16 protein-coding genes are annotated in these 17,596 nt (G+C 66.0%); 10 read left to right on the top strand and 6 right to left on the bottom strand.

What is annotated here, in order from left to right:
* Nucleotides 1-251: 251 nt before the first annotated feature.
* The gene (locus tag FJZ36_09185) at nt 252-1,262 is read right to left on the bottom strand and encodes a Gfo/Idh/MocA family oxidoreductase (protein ID MBM3215073.1); all 1,011 of its coding nucleotides are present in this window, start codon (nt 1,260-1,262) and stop codon (nt 252-254) included.
* A gap of 146 nt (nt 1,263-1,408) precedes the next feature.
* Between FJZ36_09185 and FJZ36_09180 the strand changes: the two genes are divergently transcribed.
* From FJZ36_09180 to FJZ36_09150, 7 genes are all read left to right on the top strand, one after another.
* The gene (locus FJZ36_09180; protein ID MBM3215072.1) at nt 1,409-4,123 is read left to right on the top strand and encodes a hypothetical protein; all 2,715 of its coding nucleotides are present in this window, start codon (nt 1,409-1,411) and stop codon (nt 4,121-4,123) included.
* A gap of 91 nt (nt 4,124-4,214) precedes the next feature.
* Nucleotides 4,215-4,916 carry a metalloregulator ArsR/SmtB family transcription factor gene (locus tag FJZ36_09175; GenBank protein MBM3215071.1) on the top strand — a complete coding sequence of 234 codons (702 nt, stop codon included), beginning with the start codon at nt 4,215-4,217 and terminating at the stop codon, nt 4,914-4,916.
* A complete protein-coding gene (locus tag FJZ36_09170; protein ID MBM3215070.1) occupies nt 4,913-5,332 on the top strand; it encodes a CoA-binding protein in 420 nt (139 codons plus the stop codon). Before FJZ36_09175 ends, FJZ36_09170 begins: the two co-directional genes overlap by 4 nt.
* Nucleotides 5,319-6,092 (top strand): creatininase family protein, encoded by a 774-nt coding sequence (locus tag FJZ36_09165; protein ID MBM3215069.1) that lies wholly within the window; start codon nt 5,319-5,321, stop codon nt 6,090-6,092. The genes FJZ36_09170 and FJZ36_09165 overlap by 14 nt, the downstream gene beginning before the upstream one ends.
* 93 nt (nt 6,093-6,185) lie before the next feature.
* Complete coding sequence (locus FJZ36_09160; GenBank protein ID MBM3215068.1) at nt 6,186-6,830, top strand: class I SAM-dependent methyltransferase; 645 nt, start codon at nt 6,186-6,188, stop codon at nt 6,828-6,830.
* A gap of 20 nt (nt 6,831-6,850) precedes the next feature.
* The gene (locus FJZ36_09155) at nt 6,851-8,092 is read left to right on the top strand and encodes an NAD(P)/FAD-dependent oxidoreductase (GenBank protein MBM3215067.1); all 1,242 of its coding nucleotides are present in this window, start codon (nt 6,851-6,853) and stop codon (nt 8,090-8,092) included.
* 30 nt (nt 8,093-8,122) lie between these two features.
* On the top strand, nt 8,123-9,187 hold the full coding sequence (locus tag FJZ36_09150; protein MBM3215066.1) for a Gfo/Idh/MocA family oxidoreductase: 1,065 nt from the start codon (nt 8,123-8,125) through the stop codon (nt 9,185-9,187).
* Between the two features lie 16 nt (nt 9,188-9,203).
* On the opposite strand, the gene FJZ36_09145 is transcribed toward FJZ36_09150, so the two are convergent.
* Nucleotides 9,204-10,619: a hypothetical protein gene (locus tag FJZ36_09145; GenBank protein MBM3215065.1), complete on the bottom strand. Its 1,416-nt coding sequence runs from the start codon at nt 10,617-10,619 to the stop codon at nt 9,204-9,206.
* Between the two features lie 171 nt (nt 10,620-10,790).
* The gene (locus tag FJZ36_09140) at nt 10,791-12,092 is read right to left on the bottom strand and encodes an amino acid permease (protein ID MBM3215064.1); all 1,302 of its coding nucleotides are present in this window, start codon (nt 12,090-12,092) and stop codon (nt 10,791-10,793) included.
* Nucleotides 12,093-12,338: 246 nt separating this feature from the next.
* On the opposite strand from FJZ36_09140, the gene FJZ36_09135 reads away from it, so the two are divergent.
* A complete protein-coding gene (locus FJZ36_09135) occupies nt 12,339-13,127 on the top strand; it encodes a LamG domain-containing protein (protein ID MBM3215063.1) in 789 nt (262 codons plus the stop codon).
* A 216-nt stretch (nt 13,128-13,343) separates the two neighbouring features.
* Here the strand turns inward: FJZ36_09135 and FJZ36_09130 are convergent, their stop codons facing one another.
* Nucleotides 13,344-14,747 carry a M24 family metallopeptidase gene (locus FJZ36_09130; GenBank protein ID MBM3215062.1) on the bottom strand — a complete coding sequence of 468 codons (1,404 nt, stop codon included), beginning with the start codon at nt 14,745-14,747 and terminating at the stop codon, nt 13,344-13,346.
* On the bottom strand, nt 14,677-15,477 hold the full coding sequence (locus FJZ36_09125; protein MBM3215061.1) for a BtpA/SgcQ family protein: 801 nt from the start codon (nt 15,475-15,477) through the stop codon (nt 14,677-14,679). Before FJZ36_09125 ends, FJZ36_09130 begins: the two co-directional genes overlap by 71 nt.
* Before the next feature lie 112 nt (nt 15,478-15,589).
* On the opposite strand from FJZ36_09125, the gene FJZ36_09120 reads away from it, so the two are divergent.
* Together FJZ36_09120 and FJZ36_09115 are read left to right on the top strand one after the other, a co-directional pair.
* Nucleotides 15,590-16,057 (top strand): hypothetical protein, encoded by a 468-nt coding sequence (locus FJZ36_09120; protein MBM3215060.1) that lies wholly within the window; start codon nt 15,590-15,592, stop codon nt 16,055-16,057.
* A 21-nt stretch (nt 16,058-16,078) separates the two neighbouring features.
* A complete protein-coding gene (locus FJZ36_09115; protein MBM3215059.1) occupies nt 16,079-16,390 on the top strand; it encodes a hypothetical protein in 312 nt (103 codons plus the stop codon).
* On the opposite strand, the gene FJZ36_09110 is transcribed toward FJZ36_09115, so the two are convergent.
* Nucleotides 16,387-17,133: a hypothetical protein gene (locus FJZ36_09110; GenBank protein MBM3215058.1), complete on the bottom strand. Its 747-nt coding sequence runs from the start codon at nt 17,131-17,133 to the stop codon at nt 16,387-16,389. The genes FJZ36_09115 and FJZ36_09110 overlap by 4 nt on opposite strands.
* Nucleotides 17,134-17,596: the final 463 nt, after the last annotated feature.

Genomic DNA, 17,596 nt, shown 5'->3' with positions numbered 1-17,596 from the left:
CGAGATGACGAATGGGCAGTGGGGGTGGTCGAGATGTCGAGAACGTAAGACTTATGTAAGAAGCCTTGCAGATGATTGCGAATATGTCCTGCCCTGGACTCGCATCTGGCTATGTCTAGCCTGTCATTCCCATGTATCGGCACGCGGTGCGAGGAACTTGAGCGATTTCTGCGGTTTTTTTGCATCGATCTGCGGGAGCCGGAAGAAGACTCAGAAAGTGGGTGCTGGGGCAGCTTTGTGGGGTTAGGTTGTCAGGTACGGCGGTAGAGATCGACGCGCGTGCCCTGTTCCGCTGACTGAACAGCGCCCATCGACATGTGGAGGCTGTTCAGATTGTTGCGTCCGCTGACGCCGGGCTCCACGCCCTCGCGGATGTAGCGCGCCGTCTCGTAGACGATGCGGGCGTTCAGACGCGGCAGGCCGAGGTCGCTGGCGGGTCTGCCGTCGTCCCAGGTCAGCGCGATGTCATCGCCGTTGATCGAGATGGTGTCCTTGATGACTCGGACGATGCCCTGGTCGCCCTCCAGCATCCAGCGTCCGAGCCATCCCGCGCGTAGCGAGGCATCGTTGGAGGCGATACCTCGGTAGCACACGCGGGTTCCGTCGGTCATGCGGTAGAGGGCGACGGCGGAGAGCGCCATGTGCTGTGGCAGGTAGTTCGGCGTCCAGGTATCGCAGATGACCGATTCGGCGTCCGCGTTCAGCACGTAACGAACAAAATCGACCTGGTGGATCGCGCTCTCGACCAGCAGAGGATGGGGCTGCCGCCAGGCTCGGTGCGTGTAGCCCTCCATGGGCTCGACGAAGTCGATGAGGAGCTGCGTTGGCGCTCCGACGGCTCCCTCGTCAACCGCCGTGCGGAGCCTCTCGATGAGCGGATGGTAGCGGAGCTGTTGCCCGACAACGAGCCGCACGCCGTGCTTCTCGGCGAGCTCGACCATCTCGACGCCTGCCTCCCACGTGTCCGCCATCGGCTTGACGACGAGGTGGCTCTTCCCATTCGGATAGGCGCGCCGGGCATTGTCGAGATGGTAGAGATGGGGTGAGGCGTCGATGACGAGATCGGCGTCGATCTCTTCCCACGGGTCCTCGGGACGGAGGCAACGCGATGCCGGAAGGTCGAAGTGGCGAGCACCCTCTTCGAGCGCGTCGCGTCGGGGATCGACGATCGCGACGACGTGAGCGTCGGATAGCTCTTCGATGCCGCGTCTCCAGGCTCTGCCGAACCCTCCCACGCCGACCTGGACGATCCTCAATGTCATGTGGACCCTTCAGCCCTCGAATCCGTGAATACTGGAACGGGCTGAGCATCGCATGAACCACGGACCCCTGCAAGCTGCAGCCGTCGGCTGCTTCACGGCGTACCGCGCGGGTGCTAGGCTTGCGTCTGGACGAGAGGGGTCATGCCATGCGACCACGAACTGCGCTGTGCATCGTCTCCGCGTTCTTCATTATCACGCACCACGGCTTGAGCGCCGACGTAGTCTCGATACCCCCAACGAAGGCGATTCCCATGAGCGAGCGACCGTCGGGCGAGTGGCAAATGGAGCGCCACGATGAGCAGATGACGGGCAAGACGGACCTCAAGGGAACCATGCGGAGCGCTCCCCAGGTCCAGTGGAGCCACTACCTGGGATTGTGGACGAACCATCTGATCGTCGCGGCTGGCAACGAGTCTGGTTCCATGGGGATGCCGGAGGAGTCGTTTGGGGAGGCATACCGCCACGATAACGCTCTGGCGTGGGGACTCCGCCAGGAGACGCTCGACGTGGACGGGCGGGGCGGAATGATGGCTCCTGGCGGCGAGTCGTCCGTCAAGATCGCCAAGCTCCTGTTGGACGTCGCCGGGCTCCAGCGGGTCGAGTTCGACAACGCGTTTGCCATCGGAGCCGCCGAGAACTACGGGCGGCTGATTGCCTACGATGAGGGGATCGACCGTCCGCGCGTCGTCTGGCAGACGGAGCGCGTGCCGGATATGTACGCGCCCGTCGTCTGCCTCGCCGACACCGATCTGGACGGCATGAATGAGATCGTCATGATGACGCAGTACCACCTCGCCGTCTACGACGCGGCGACTGGGGCGGTTCGCGACGACGTGCGCTGGAACGTCGGCAGGAACTATGGCCAGCTCGATGTGCTCGACGTGGACGGCGACGGGCTGCCGGACTTCGTCATCCAGGCGGATGCGCCGCCGCATCTGGAGTTCATCCGCAACTCGCCGAATGGGGCGTCGCTCGCCTGGTCGCACAAGTACCTCGCCAATGAGGCGGATGTCGCGGTTCCGACGGACTTCTTCCTGAACACGCTGCCGAACACGGTGCGCGACCTCGACGGCGACGGGCGGATCGAGCTCGCCGTGAACATCCGCGACTTCCGGGGCGACAAACGCTGGCGCGTCGTCGTGTTCGACGTCATCACAGGCGACGTGAAGGCGGAGATCGTCGACCGCTACCTGTGGGCGGTAACCGACCTGGACGGAGACGGTCGCTGCGAGTTCTTCGTCTCCGAGGCGTACGATGCCACGGTCGACCGCAAGAGCCCGCTGCACGTTGCGGCGTTCGATGGAACCTCGTTCCTGCCGCGATGGAGCAGCGCCGAGCCCGGCCGGTTCTGCATGCGGGGCTACACGTTCCCCCGCAACGTGAACAGCGCCAGCACACGGGGACCGGTGCACCACTCGACGATCCTGACGGGCGATGTCGATGGCGACGGCGCGCAGGAGTTCTTCGCGTCGGTGGGGAAGCGTCTGCTGGCGGTGGGGCCCGGCTCGGACGGCTACCGTGTCCGGTTCGCCGTCGAGAGTCCGTCGGAGATGGCTCCGCGCGCGCTAGCTGTCCGCCGCGCCGGCGATGCGGATCAGGTGCTCGTCGAGGTGAGCGCGGAGTCCGGAGATATCGTCTTGTCCAACGCCTCCGCCGAGCTCGTCTCGCACTTCCGCGCGGGGAGCTTCCGCATGACGCCGACCGTCGCGGACGTGGACGGCGACGGACGCAACGAGATCATCGTCGAGGACGCCGCCGGGTACATCGCCCTGCTGGACCCGCCGTCCGAGCCAGGTGAGGAACCGACGATGCGATGGCGTGTTCAGGGCTCCGCGCAGCCCGTCTGGGTGACCTGGAAGACGCCGCACGCCGCCGTGCCCGCCGTCGATCTGGACGGCGACGGCGCGAAAGAGATCATCTGCTCCGACGGAGGCGACGAGCCTCACACGACGATCATGGCGCTGCGAGCGGACGGCTCCGTCTACTGGCGCACCGAGCTCGACTGGCTGGGGCCCCGGCTCGCGGAGACTTTCCGCGTCGGTCGGTTCCGCCCGGTGGGTCCCGACGTCCTCGTGACGATCCAGCCGACGACCCAGCCGGAGATGCTCTGCCTCGACGGCAGGACGGGCGCGATCCGCTGGCACAAGAAGTCCTGGAAGGATGAAAAGGGTCAGGTCTGGCCCTATCCGAACCGCGCGATCACGTTCGACGCGGACGGCGACGGGTTCGAGGAGGTCTACGGCAGCTACGCCTACATGTACTACGTCCTCGACGGACGAACCGGCGAACCGCTCCGCAAGACGGTGAACATCTGGCACGAGGTGTTCCATCGGTGGCAGAGCTACTTCACGCCGATTCCCGCCGACTACGATGGGGACGGCGAGGCGGAGTTTCTGCTCGCATCGGAATCGTTCGCCATCGGGGGCGTGACGATCATGTCGCCGACGTGCGAGGTGAAGTGGGAGGTTCCGCTGGATAACTCGAAGGGCGCACGGGGGCTTCAGGGCATCGGCGACGTGGATGGCGACGGGCTGCCGGAGATCGGGTTCGGGCATCTGGACGGGCGGTTCGTCTGCTACGACGGCAAGACGGGCGCGCTCCGGTGGGAGGTCGGCGGCGTGAACGGCAGCGGCGGACACGTCACCAGCGGCGACATCGACTCGGATGGGAGGGACGAGTTCCTCTATCCGCTTGCGTCGCGCGAGTTGATCGCGTTCGATGACGCCGCTCCGGGACACGTGCTCTGGCGCGTATCGCTGGGTGGGAACCCCGACACGCCCCTGATCGCCGACGTGGACGACGACGGCATGGCGGAGATCGTCGTCTTCACAGATGACGGATTCCTGAACGTCCTGAAGTAGGCGCCCGTGATCGACGGCTTGACGCGCGAGCCGTCGTCGATCTATTATTCAACAGATCATTAGAATAGTAGATCATGGGAGGCAGGAACCCATGCGCGCCGCCAAACACGTCAAGCAGTCGCTCATGGAGCAGTACTCGCGGATTGCCAAGGCAGTGTCGCACCCGCGCCGGCTGGAGCTGCTCGACCTGCTCTGTCAGGGGTCCCGCACGGTCGAAGAGCTCGCTCGAACCATCGGCGCATCCGTCGCGACGACTTCGCAGCATCTGCAGGTGCTCAAGCGCGCGCGGCTGGTAGAGAGCGAGAAGCGCGGACTCTACGTCCACTACGCCCTCGCCGACCGCGCCGTGTGCGAGTTCTGGAGGTCGCTGCAATCCCTCGGAGCAACGCGCCTGGCGGAAGTGCGCCAGACGCTTCACGACTACTTCCACGCGCGGGACGTGCTGGAGCCGATCACGAGCTCTCAGCTCGCCGACTGGATCAGCGCTGGGCAGGTTCTCGTCGTCGACGTGCGTCCAATGGTGGAGTACGCCCAAGGACACATCCCCGGCGCGCTGTCGGTTCCGCTGGACGAGCTCGAATCCCGCGCCGAAGGACTGCCCCGAGACGTGGAGATCGTCGCCTACTGCCGAGGACCCTACTGCGTCCTGTCTCCTGCGGCGGTCGAGGCGCTCACGTCGCGCGGATTCCGGGCGCGCCGCCTGCTCGACGGGCTGCCTGACTGGGCGATGGCGGGGCATCCGGTGGAACGCTATACGACACCCACGCCCCACTCGATCGGAGAACACGCATGAATGACCCGCGCGAGATCGCGGAGATACTGCAGCGCTTTCGAACCATCGCCGTCGTCGGGCTGTCTCCGAACCCGGAACGTCCCAGCCACCGCGTCGCCAAGTACCTTCAAGAGCACGGCTACCGCGTCGTTCCAGTCAATCCGATGACCGATGCGGTTCTTGGTGAGAGGAGCCACCCCGATCTTGAGTCCGTCCCAGAGCCAATCGATGTCGTGGACGTCTTCCGCCGTTCCGAGGAGGTGCCAGATATCGTCGAGAGCGCCATCCGCATCGGAGCCAAGGCAGTCTGGATGCAGGAGGGGGTCGTCCACGAAGCCGCTGCCCAGCGGGCGCTCGACGCCGGGCTCCGCGTCGTCATGGATCGGTGCATGCTGAAGGAGCATCAGGCTAGGGGTCTGCGGCATGATCTTCGGTGAACTCACCTCACCGCAGATAGGGGAAGTCGACCGGGATCTCGTTGTGCTGTTGCCGCTGGGCGCGATGGAGCAGCATGGACCTCACCTACCGCTACTGACGGACACGGTCATCGTCGAGGCTCTGGCGGAGCGCGTCGAGAAGCTGGAGCCCGGGCAGGTGCTGCGTCTGCCAACACTCTGGCTGGGCTACTCACCTCACCATGTCGGGTTTGCCGGCACGCTCACGGCGGCGTGGGACGTCTACATCCATCTGCTGATGAGTGTTCTCAGCCCGATAGTCGACCTGGGCTTCCGTCGGATCCTGGTGCTGAACGCGCACGGTGGCAATCGCTGCCCGGCGGAGATCGCCCTTCGCGAACTGAGGACTCGGTTTCGGGATGCAGAGGGTCTCTGGCTCACGATGATGTCAGAATGGCAGGCGATGGCGGATGCCTATCACGCCTGCGCTGTGGAGACCTCGCTGCTTGCCCATCTGCGCCCGGACCTCGTGGCGAAGGGGGATGTGCGCACGAACACGCTGGAGCTCGGGTCGGCGTTCTATTCGTTCGATCCGGAATCGCCGGTTCCAGACCGTGTGTTCCTGGCATACGCCTTCGGAGACGCCACGGACACCGGCATACTGGGCAGTTCCCCCGCAGCCGCGTCGGCGGAGCAAGGCAAGAAAGTCTTTGAGAGGATGGTTGGCGAGACCATCGCCTTCGTCAACGACTTCCGCACGTGGCGATACGGCAAGCGACGAGGCAGCGAGACGAGCCGGTGAGTTCTCATTCGTCCGTGTTCTTAGGCTCCGAGTGGCATCGTGTCGGTAACCCATGCGAACCTGTGCGGAACAGCCGGCCGCACACCACGTGGCATGCTCGTGAGAGACGCTTCTGCCTTTGACCTCTATGCGGACGAGTACGACCGCTGGTTCGACGAGAACCTGGACACCTACGAGGCCGAGGTCCGGGCGCTCCACTCCGTCGTCCCGGAAGGAGGCGATGGCTTGGAAATCGGCGTCGGAACCGGTCGCTTCGCGGCGCGGTTGGGCATCCGCTACGGAGTGGAGCCGGCGAGGGGCATGGTGGACATCGCCAGCCGGCGGGGCATCGTCGTTTGCCGCGCGGTGGGCGAGCGGTTGCCGTTCGCTGACGGCGTGTTCGACTACGCGGCGCTGATCACCGTGGTCTGCTTCGTCGCAGACCCCGAAGCGCTGTTCTTGGAAGTCCGTCGGACGCTTCGACCTGGCGGGCATCTGGTCGTCGCGTTTATCGATCGAGACACGCCCCTGGGCCGGCTCCAAGAGTTGCGCCGCCAATCCCACCGGTTCTACCGGCAAGCGCGGTTCTACTCGTCGGACGATGTCGCGCGCCTCGTGGCATCGGCGGGATTCGCCGACTACGAGTGGCGACAGACCGCGTTCGACGAATCATCCGCCGAGCGCGAACGAGACGAGGTGACGGAGGGCCGCGGCATCGGCGCGTTTGTCGTTCTCAGCGCACGCAAGACGCTGGGCTAGCCTAACAAGGAGTCCACGGAATGGCTTCTCGAACGATCGTGATACTCGGCGGAGGTATCGGAGGCATCGTCGCCGCGAACGAGCTCCGCCGTGAGTTGCCGCGGGAGCATCGCATCGTCCTGATCGAGCGGAACGCGGAGCACGCCTTCGCCGCATCGTTTCTGTGGGTGATGGTGGGCGGCCGCGAGCCGCGACAGATCGTCCGCCCTGTGCGCGATCTCGTCAGCCCGGGCGTCGAGCTCGTCCACGCCTCGGTTCAGCGGATCGACACTGGGAGCCGCCGGGTCGAACACGACGCCGGAAGCCAGGAGTACGATTACCTGATCGTCGCGCTCGGAGCCGAGCTCGCGCAGGACGCCGTTCCGGGCTTGGCGGAAGCCGCGCACACGTTCTACAGTCTCGACGGCGCGATCCGACTGCGCGAGGCGCTCGCGGCGTTCACCGGCGGACGCGTCGTGCTGGTCGTCGGCGGCCTGCCGTACAAGTGCCCGGGCGCGCCGCACGAAGGCGCGATGCTCATCGCCGACTATCTTCGGAAGCGCCGCCTGGGCGACAGCACAACGGTTGTGTTGTTCACGCCGGAGCCGCAGCCGATGGCGGTTGCGGGACCCGAGCTCGGGAGCGCCGTCGTTTCCATGCTCGAATCGCGCGGCATCGCGTTCCACCCGCGCCACGTCCTCAAGTCGGTGGATGCGCAGGCGCGTCAGCTCCACTTCGACGGGAAGGAGCCGGTTCCGTACGACCTGCTCGTCACGATCCCGCCACACCGCTCGCCGCGACTGCTCCGCGAGTCGGGTCTGACGAACGATGCCGGCTGGGTTCCCGTCGATCCGCAGACGCTGCAGACATCCGTCGAGAACATCTACGCCATCGGCGACGTGACGGCGCTCGCCCTGCCGGGGCGCTGGAACCCGGACGTTCCGCTGGCGCTCCCGAAGGCGGGCGTGTTCGCCCACGCCCAGGCGAAGATCGTCGCGTCGCGAATCGCCGAGCAGGTGCGCGGGGGATCGTCTGCAGCCGTGTTCTGCGGCGATGGCTATTGTATGTTGGAGGCTGGCGAAGACCTCGCGGGATTCGCGTACGGCAACTTCTTCGCGGAGCCATCGCCGCAGGTGCATCTCCGCCGGATCGGCAAGGCGTGGCATTGGGGCAAGGTGCTCTTCGAGAAGTGGTGGCTCAGTCCTCTGGGACTCCGACGGAAGTGCCTTGGAGCCGTGATCCGCTTGGGCGGAGGGCTCCTCCGTATTCCCGGCGACCTCTAGGCGGCGCCCATCGGAACGCTAGGGACTTACATGGAACCTGTCCGCATCGGCTACGTCGGCTGCGGCTTCATGGCGCAGAAGGTGCACATTCCCAACTTCGCGGGCGTCTCCGACTGCCGGATCGTCGCTCTCGCGGAGGTGCGGTCGGCTCTGGGCAGGAAGGTGCAGGCACGCTACGGCATTCCGAAGCTCTATCGGGATCATCACGAGCTCGGCGCCGATCCGGAAATCGAGGCAGTTGCCGTTTCCGCCGACTTTGCGCTGCAGGGCGAGATCGCCAAGGACTTGCTCGGTGCTGGGAAGCACGTCTTCATGGAGAAGCCGATGGCGGTGTCCGTGGAGCAAGGGGAAGCCATCGTCGAAGCGTGCCGGGCGTCGGGCAGGAAGTTGATGGTCGGCTACATGAAGCGCTATGACGCGGGCAACGAGATCGTCCACGAACGCGTCGCGGCGTTCCGGCAGTCCGGCGAGCTCGGCGCGATCACCTTCGCGCGGAACCACGGCTTCTGCGGCGACTGGATCGCCAACCTCGACACGCCCATGGAGACGACTGACGAGGCGAAGCCCGGCGCTCCCGCCAAGACGCCCGACTGGCTCCCGAAGGAATGGGCAGGCAAGTACCTCGGCTACCTGCAGCAGTACACCCACAATATCAACCTGCTGCGATGGGTTCTCGACGCAGGGGACGACGTGCGGGTCAAGTCGGTGGATCTGAACGACGACGGTTACACGGGGATCGTCGTGTTCGACATGGCGGGGACGCGCGCGGTTCTGGAGTCAGGCGGCATCTCGCACTACCGATGGGACGAGCACACGCAGGTCTACTTCCAGCACGGCTGGGTGCACACGTGGGCTCCGCCGCTCCTCCTCAAGAACACGCCCGCCGACGTGGAGATCTATCGCGCCGGGAAGGAGCAGACCTTCGAACATCCGGTTCCGCAGCCGCGCTGGACGTGGTCGTACCGGCGCGAGGCGGAGCATTTCGTCGCCAACGTGCGGTCGCCGAAGCCGTTCCGATCATCCGCCGAGGACACGTTGACGGACGTGCGGCTGTTCGAGGACATCTACCGCGTGTTCCTCGACGGACAGCGGTAGACGCCGTCCAGCCCTGCTAAGCAGGAGATATGACCCATACGGCGAGGACGGCGCTGAACACCGCCGCGCTGCCCACCAGACCAATCTGCACCGCTGGGGCGGACTCGGGCTCGAGGCGACGCGAGACATGCCATGACCGCCAAGCCATGATGCCGGTCAGTATCAGCATCGCCGCTCCGATGACGGGGATATCCAGCAGCTTCGCGGGCGAGGCGAGCGTCCCATCCGCGATTCGCTGTAACGACTCGACGCCGCGTGGGTCGCGCAGCGCCGTGGGCAGGAAGCCGCCCCAAGCCGCGACCTTCGCGACCGCCTTCGCCAGGTGCGCGGCGGCGACGACCGGGGCAGCCCCCGTCGCGGATGCCAGCAGCAGAGCCCGCAGGCTGCCGCGATACCGCATCGCGTAGCTCGCCGCCGCGACCAGCGTCCACACGAGGATCGGAAAGACGACGAGGAACCATAGCGCCTCGAACCATCCGAACGGCACCGAGGGCGCGATGCGGTTCAGCCACGCGGGAACCGCATGGAAATAGCCGTCGAGCCACTTCACCTCGCCGATGACCTCGTGTGCGACGAATCCGAGCGCGAACATGACGAACGCCGCTTCGAACGGTCGCAGCATCGTCTCGCGCTGGTCCAGGGCGTTCCGCCGTACGATCCCAAAGCCCATGTTCTCCTGTGGGCACACTTTGACGCACTGGAAGCAGAGCACGCAGTTGGCGGAGAACTCGAGACGATAGGGAGCCAGCAAAGACGGGCAGCTTCGCTTGTCGAACCGGTGGCGGTTCCCCTCGCGGATGCAGTCCTTCGTCTTGCAGGACTGGCACGTCTGCGGATCGCGGACATCCAACTGCAGCGGCGTGTACCGACCGTAGACGGACAGCAGCGCCGACGCCGGGCAGAACGACTTGCAGAACGACCGAGGTTCACGGAGGACGATGCCGGTCAGGAACGCCACGCCGCCGAGCGTGACCAGCAGCCACCCCGTCAGATGCGGCACTCGGTGCATGGCGGCTCCCGCGACGAGGAGCTGCAGCACGAGGTACGCCCCGACCACCATCCAGCCGTTGCGCAGGAACCTGCCCAGCGGCGCTCTCCGCCAGCCGATCCTCCGCGCCAGTGAGTCTCCGACGCGGTTCACCAACTCCAGCGGGCAGACCGTGCACCAGACACGCCCGAAGGCGAGGGCGACGGCGATCATGCTGGGCCACCACAAGCCCCACACGACGAGCGTCGTCAGGTTTGTCTTACGGAGCGTCAGCAGGTCCTGAGCCGTCATGCCGCTGCCGACGCCGAAGCCGTTGACGGCGAACCCGACGGCGCCTGCCAACACCAGCGTCTGGAACACCACAGGAAAGAGCGGGCTCCGTAAGATCGCGCGGACAGCCTGCCAGCGGGCGATGTCCGCATGGATTCTGGTTGGCGCACCCATGGCTAGGACCCTCGAAGGCGAGTGCATGGACTGTAACGAAGTCCGACCCGACGGACGGGAGCCGTGCGCGTCAACGCGGACTCGACGGCTCCGAGCGGCGGGCTTACGGCGCGGCTTCGCTCAGCAATAGAATGACCGATGCGCGGCGCTTCGAGGAGGTCGGTCGCATAACTACCGGCGGATCAGGCGCTGCGCCGCCGCGTGCCAGGCTATGCCCAGCGCGATGAGTCCCAGCCCGACCAGCCAGACCGCGCGTTCCACCCAGAACGCAAGGAACAAGCACCCGATCAGGCCGACGACGGCGATCCACATCGGATAGAGTCTCTGCTCACGCGGGATTCGAAGCGCCGCGAGATTCGTAATGGCGTAGTAGACCAGCACCGTGAAGGCAGAAAACGACCAGGTCGTCCTTACATCGCCGATCAGTACGAGCAGAGCGATGATGACGCCGATGGCGGCGACGGCGACGTAGGGCGTCGTTCCCTTCGCGTCGATCCGCGCGACGGCGGTTGGCATGTCGCGTCGCCTGCCCATCGCAAGCAGAATGCGCGACAAGCCGAGGATCAGGTTCAACAGAACCCCGAGCATCGCCGCGACTGCGCCGACCGCCAGCACGAGCGGCGCCCCGGGCACGCCGAATCGCCGCGCGACGACCTCCAACGGAGCGGCAGATTCGGCGCTCGTCGCCCCCGCCAGGACATCTGCTCCGACCGATCCGACGCCGACTATCGCCACGGCTCCGTAGAGCGCCATTGTCACGAGCATCGTCGCAAGGATCGCTCTGGGGATCGTGCGACGGGGCTCTCGCACCTCCTCGCCGAGCGTCGCGATCCGCCCGTAGCCCGTGTAGGCGACGAACATCAGCGCCGTCGCGTGGAACAGCGAGACGGCAGGACGTTCCGACGCGATGAAGGGCGTCAGATGCCGCCCGCCGCTGCCGATCAGCAGCGGGAGCCCTGCGACGACGAAGAACGCGAGGGACGTCAGCGAGATCGAGACGATCGCGATGTTCACCGCGTTCGAGCGGCGCATCCCTGCCAGAACGACGATGGTCAGCGCCGCCACGGCGAACAGGGCGACCCCAACGAGATAGGTGCGTTCGCCGCCGTTGACGAGGTTGAGAAAGTACCCGGAGAACCCGAGCGCCGCCGTCGCCGCCGACGCGCTCTTGGCGAGCAGGAAGAGCCACCCGGCAGCGAAGCCGAACCATCCGTTGAGGTAGCGGTAGCCGTATTCGTAGGTTCCGCCGCTGGTCGGATGGTTCGCGGCGAGCTGGGCGCTGTTGAGCCCGTTGCAGAGGGCGACCACCGCCGCGAGCATGACGGCGGGAATCACCGACGGACCCGCGATCCCCGCCGCGATGCCGATGCTGACGAACACGCCCGTCCCGATGATCGAGCCGAGCCCGAGCATCACCGCGCCGCCGACGCCGACCTGACGAGTCAGCGCAGGGGCGTTCTGTTCGTTGTCCATCGCGTTAATCCCTCGCCAGATCGTCGGTGTGTCCGGGCTGCGAAGGCGATGATGTGGGATAACCTAAGCGCGGCGTTCGAGAGCCAAGCGCCGGGAGGTTCAGCGCACCCGCCGTCACGAATGGCGGCATCGGCAGTCTGAGGCTGTTCCGATTCGACATCCTCGCTGAACGATGTTAACCTGACGGGGCGACGATACGTCCTGCGTCTTGGACGTGTCCACACGGCACCCGGAAAGGAGCCTGGAATGCGTCGAATCACATGGCATCTCACCGCTGCCGTCGCGCTGACCTTCGGCGTCACCGTCGGCGTTCACGCCCAGCTCGCGGTTCACTACGACTTCGAGTCCATTGCGAACGCCCAGGTGCTCGACATGTCGGGCAACGGCATCGACGCGACCGTCAAGGGCGATGTCACATCGGTCGCCGGCGGCAAGTTCGGCAAAGCCGGCAAGTTCGCCAGCAAGGGGTTCCTCGATCTGAACGGGCCCGCGATCCCTGCGGCGAAGATCCCCAAGGACGCCATCACCATCGCGGCGTGGATCAACGTCGAGAACACGGGCGACCAGCACGAGATCTTCAACGCCCGCGCGACAGACGGGACCTTCATCTTCCATCCGGAGTACCGCAGCGACAACTCCTGGCGCTGGCTCGTCCGAGATAACGCCACGATCTTCGAGGTCAAGTCCGCGACCGGCGCGCAAACCGGCGCCTGGATCCACTTCGCCGGTGTCTACTCGTCCAAGGACGCAATCGGAGCCCTCTACGTCAATGGCGTGAAGGTCGGCGAGCAACAGCTCGACGCGGCGAAGCCGCGCCCGATGCAGCAGGACTGGGGACAGGGCGCGCGGGTCGGTATGACGGTCGATGGCGCTCGCGCGTTCACGGGGCTGATGGACGACTTCGTCATCTACGCGAAGGCGCTCAGCGAAGCGGAAGTCAACACGCTGATGAAGCAAGGCGTGGCAAAGCCCGCCGCCGTGTCGCCGGGCACGTCGCTGGCGACGATGTGGGGAACCCTCCGCACGGCGCGCTAGCCCGAGCTCCCGGCGTTCGTTACCGATGCCCTCTCATCCGCGAGAGGGCATTCGCCGTCTTGCGGCTAGTGGTCAGTTACCTTGGAGATTGCGTCTTCCCCCCACCTCAATCCTCCCCCACGCTTCGCGGGGGGAGGATGCCATGTCCCCTCCCCCTTGCATGGGGGAGGGTTAGCGTGGGGGTTGGACAAACCGACACTTCACTGTCACTGACCACTAGGCTCGCGCGACGCTCGCCTCGACGTCGTCGATTTCCTTGGGGATGGTCACGGTAAGGTTCTCATGACCATCCTCGGTGATGACGACCGTGTCCTCGATCCGCACGCCGATGCCAGCGCATGCCGCTGCCCTGCCCTCTTCGGACTCGGAGACGTACAGCCCCGGCTCCACCGTGAAGACCATGCCCGGTTCCAGCGGGTACGGCTCGCCGTTCTTCTCCGAGTGGCCCGCGTCGTGCGTGTCGAGCCCGATATGGTGCCCGATGCCGTGCATGTAATAGGGCTTGTGGGCTCCCTCCTCGATGAGGGTCTCGACGGGACGATCTTCCAGCCAGCCAAGCTCGACCATCCCGCGCGTGAGCTCCGTCGTCGCTAACCTCTGGAGCTCCTTGATCGCTATGCCCGGGGCGCACCGTTCCAGGATCGCCTTCTGAACGCGCAGCACCACCTCGTAGACGCGCCGCTGCTCCGGCGTGAACCGCCCACCGACGGGAAAGGTGCGCGTCACGTCGCTCGAGTAGTGGCCATACGCCGCCGCCGAGTCGATGAGAAGGAGGTCGCCGGACGCCATCTGCCGGTCGTTCTGAACGTGGTGGAGCACGGTCGCGTTCTCCGCGCTCCCGACGATGCTCGGATAGGCGGGCCCGTCGGCTCCGCGCGTACGGTAGCCGGAATCGAGCGCGGCTTCGATCTCGTACTCGTACCGCCCTGGCGCGATGCGCGGTAAGACGTCAGCGTAGACATCGCACGAGATCCGCGCGGCGTGGCGGATCATCGCGAGCTCCTCGGGCGTCTTGCGCATCCGCAGCTCCGCGAGGATCCACTGGGGATCGCGGAGCTGGTTGACGCCCCTGCCGGCGCTGCCGTAGGACTTCGCCGATGACTGGAACACCTCGAGGATCTTTCGCCCGAGGCGCGTGTTCATGTTGGGCGTGAAGTAGAGGGTTCTCACCTGTCGGAAGAGCTCGGCGAGCTCCTTCTCGACATCGGCGACGGGATACGCCGCGTCCGCGCCGAACGTGCTGACGGCTCCCTCGACCCCGGCGCGAGGTCCGTCCCAGCGTTCCCGAGCCGGATCGCGCGGATCGACGAAGAGGAAGAAGGATTGCTTCTCCGACGCGCGCATGACGGCGCAGACGGCGTTGGGCTCTGAGAACCCGCTAAGATAGTAGAAGTCGCTCGCCTGACGCGGCCTGCCCTCCGCCGACGTGATGCCCTCGAAGACGGCGAGCGAATCCTCGCCCATCATTTCCAGCAACTGCGCGCGCCGCGCCGCGAAGAACGCCGCATCGAGCCGTGGTCCGTCGCCTCTGCCGATCACTTGCATTCTCCTACGATGTCCGAGCCGCTTCCAGGAACCGCCGCGTCCGTTCGGCGTCCACCGAGTTTCCGGCGCGCCCATCGCGCTTGAGCGCGCTGCCGACGATGATGCCGTCCGACAGTGCCATCGCGTCGTCAACCGTCTCCAGCGTCACGCCGCTTCCGACGAGAACCGGCGCGGAGCCGGCTCGCCGAACCGCCACGATGTCGTCCGAGTCCGTCTCCGAGCCGGTCGCGTCTCCGGTCACGATGAGCGCGTCGGCGAGCCCGCGCTCGACGGCGTCGCGCGCTTCGCCTTCGATGTCGAACCCCGCCAACGGTTGCGCGTGCTTGACGCCTACATCGGCGAGGATCGCCACCCACGGAGCCAGGTTCCGCCGCAGACGCGCCGTCTCCCAGGCGCGGCCCTCGATGGTTCCTTGGTCTGCGACGACTGCTCCGACGTGGACGTTCACCCGAATGAACTGCGCCTGGCATGCCGCGCAGATGGAGAGCGCCGCGCGCGCATCGTTCCGCAGGACGTTGACGCCGAGCGGCGGGAGCCCGGCGACGCGATGCCGAATCGCGGTCACAATCGCCGCCATCGCCGCGACCGTGACCGGTTCCACAGAACCCGGCAGGAATGGCGCGTCCCCGTAGTTCTCGACGATGATCCCATCGACGCCAGCGCGAGCCAGGGCATCAGCGTCGTGGATCGCGCTCGCCTCGACAGCCTCCCAGTCGTCGCCCCACCGAGGGCTGCCGGGCAGCGGAGGCAGATGAATGACGGCGATTACCGGCTTCGATGCGAACAGGGAGCGGAAGTTGGACACTCAGCGCCCTCGGCTGGTGCTGGAATGGACTTGATCGTACCGGCGTGCTACCCTCTCGCGAAACTGGTTTGTCGGCTTCACGCCAGCGCGCCCCGCTCCGAGGACCTCCACGATGCCGTCGGTACGAGCCTCCCGCCGCACGCGATGCCGCGTCTGGCTCTGCGCGTTCCTGTGCGCGACGGTTGCCGTTCTGGGCTGCGGCATCGTCGGCCGCGAACGGCTGGACCGTGTGGACGACGGCTCCGTCTTCCAGACGTTCGGAGCCGAGCGTCCCGGCGACTGGTCGGGAGCCGTCGTCGAGCTTCGACATCCGGCGCGCGTTCGCCGCGTCGTCGTTGTCCCGAAGGCGACGTTGACCCGGCTGGAGGTGCAAGTCCGCACGCCTCAGGGCGCGTGGAAGCCCATTAGATCGCTCCGGGGCCGGTACGCCTCGAACCTGGCGGTGCGTACGGACGCCGTCGCGGACGCCGTGCGCGTGATCGTCCAGATGCCCTCGCTGCGGCGCGATCAGGGCACGCATGTCGCCGGGACGGGCACCTACATCGAAACGATCCTCGTCTACGGAACGCCCATCGAATAGCCTGCCGCGTCGGGAGCCTCGATGCAGGTCTTTTTCATCGTCCTGTTCGGCGCGTCGCTCGTCTGCTTCTCGCTGGCGGCTCGCGTCGCCGCGCGGATGCTCCCCTACTGGGTCGCCGGCACGCCGGTCGAGGGGTCGCTATGGGCGGAGCTCGGGCTGTGGACGCTCGCCTTCGTCGCCGCGTTCATCGGAACCGGGTTCTTCCTCTACGAGCGCGAGCGGGACGAGGGGCGGATCGGTCGCCGGATTGCCTTCTACGAGCTTCTGCTACGGGTTCTGCGGCGAACCCCGCCGGATTCGCCGCCCAAGCCCATCCGCCGTCGGAACCCCTAGCGCTCTTCGCGCAGCCCCGCCCACGTGACGGCGAGCCTGCCCTTCGGCTCGACCGGCAGCACGAGGTCGGCGGTCGTCTCGCCGATCACCAGGTTGTCGATGTAGATCAGCCCGTACAGCCCGAACTTGCCCGCCTTGAGGGCGTTGTTCTTGGCGGTGTGGAAGGGCTTCATCGAGTCGAACGCGGGGTTGTCCGCCTTCGCTCCGGCGTAGGCTTCGAACGTGTCGCCGGCGATCTTCAGGCGGAACCGGTACCAGGTCTGCGGCTTCGTCGCGAACTTGCCGCCCTGGAGGACAGCGTTCCAGGCGCCGCCGTTGCGGAACCAGAAGTCGAAGTTGCCCGACTCGCCGCCCGACCTGCGGTCGAACAGGTAGAACATGTTGCCTTCTTGGAACCGGAAGAGGGTTCCCATGTAGAACTCTTCCGGGAAGTAGGCGTCGTACTCGATGATGTAGTCGGTCCATCCGGCATCGCCGACGACGTAGATCGAGCCGCCGACATCGTGCCGCGACGCGTTTGCCGCGCTCTTGGACGACGCGAGGACCTTGTTGCCGCCGTCCTTGGGGTCGGCGATCACTTCGGCGGCTGTGTTCCCCTTGAACCCGACCTCCCAGCCAGCGGGGGCTTTGCCAATCGCATCGTTCTGGAAGTCGGAACCGTAGAGTTGTTTCGCGTCGGCAGCGCTGGTTGCCCAGATGCCAGCCAGCAGCGCGAAAGCCAAGCCCAGATAGCGAACACGCATCGGTCTCTCCTCAGGTTTTGGGTCACCCGCGCGACGAGTTCCACGGTTCCATGATACGGAGTGAGCGACGACGGCGCAATGCGAAGTCAGGCTCCATCGCCGAGAGCGTCCCGCCCCCAGCGAGGCGAAGGGACGCATCTCTGAGATTCTTCGTCTCTCCGTTCCTCAGAAGTCTCTCCGTTCCTCAGAATGACAGCAACGCGGGGGTAACAACAGGACGAGCGGCGTGATCTCAGGGCTGTTTCATGAAGCCACTCGGTCCCCGCACGGCGGGGTCCAGACGAATGTCCACTGCTCCGACGGGACACTAGCCGTCCATGGAGCCACCGTTTCCGCTCCGTCGCTCCCGCGAAAGCGGGAATGACGAGTTGGGTTGACCCGATTCGGGATCAGGCGGTCCGTCCATGAAACAGCCCTGTTCCGACCAGCACCAGGGTTCGTTGGGCTGCCTCCCCGTGCTATC

The organism is Candidatus Poribacteria bacterium (genome assembly GCA_016866785.1).
In the GTDB taxonomy this organism is placed as follows: domain Bacteria; phylum Poribacteria; class WGA-4E.
This window is presented reverse-complemented; position numbering and strand designations above follow the sequence as displayed.

Bases quoted from the DNA above. Each gene is read 5' to 3' on its own strand.
- FJZ36_09120 (MBM3215060.1), top strand. From the start codon at position 15,590: ATGCCGTCGGTACGAGCCTCCCGCCGCACGCGATGCCGCGTCTGGCTC.
- FJZ36_09170 (MBM3215070.1), top strand. From the start codon at position 4,913: ATGAATGACCCGCGCGAGATCGCGGAGATACTGCAGCGCTTTCGAACC.
- FJZ36_09110 (MBM3215058.1), bottom strand. From the start codon at position 17,133: ATGCGTGTTCGCTATCTGGGCTTGGCTTTCGCGCTGCTGGCTGGCATC.
- FJZ36_09165 (MBM3215069.1), top strand. From the start codon at position 5,319: ATGATCTTCGGTGAACTCACCTCACCGCAGATAGGGGAAGTCGACCGG.
- FJZ36_09185 (MBM3215073.1), bottom strand. From the start codon at position 1,262: ATGACATTGAGGATCGTCCAGGTCGGCGTGGGAGGGTTCGGCAGAGCC.
- FJZ36_09140 (MBM3215064.1), bottom strand. From the start codon at position 12,092: ATGGACAACGAACAGAACGCCCCTGCGCTGACTCGTCAGGTCGGCGTC.
- FJZ36_09115 (MBM3215059.1), top strand. From the start codon at position 16,079: ATGCAGGTCTTTTTCATCGTCCTGTTCGGCGCGTCGCTCGTCTGCTTC.
- FJZ36_09150 (MBM3215066.1), top strand. From the start codon at position 8,123: ATGGAACCTGTCCGCATCGGCTACGTCGGCTGCGGCTTCATGGCGCAG.
- FJZ36_09155 (MBM3215067.1), top strand. From the start codon at position 6,851: ATGGCTTCTCGAACGATCGTGATACTCGGCGGAGGTATCGGAGGCATC.
- FJZ36_09160 (MBM3215068.1), top strand. From the start codon at position 6,186: ATGCTCGTGAGAGACGCTTCTGCCTTTGACCTCTATGCGGACGAGTAC.
- FJZ36_09130 (MBM3215062.1), bottom strand. From the start codon at position 14,747: ATGGGCGCGCCGGAAACTCGGTGGACGCCGAACGGACGCGGCGGTTCC.
- FJZ36_09145 (MBM3215065.1), bottom strand. From the start codon at position 10,619: ATGGGTGCGCCAACCAGAATCCATGCGGACATCGCCCGCTGGCAGGCT.
- FJZ36_09135 (MBM3215063.1), top strand. From the start codon at position 12,339: ATGCGTCGAATCACATGGCATCTCACCGCTGCCGTCGCGCTGACCTTC.
- FJZ36_09180 (MBM3215072.1), top strand. From the start codon at position 1,409: ATGCGACCACGAACTGCGCTGTGCATCGTCTCCGCGTTCTTCATTATC.
- FJZ36_09175 (MBM3215071.1), top strand. From the start codon at position 4,215: ATGCGCGCCGCCAAACACGTCAAGCAGTCGCTCATGGAGCAGTACTCG.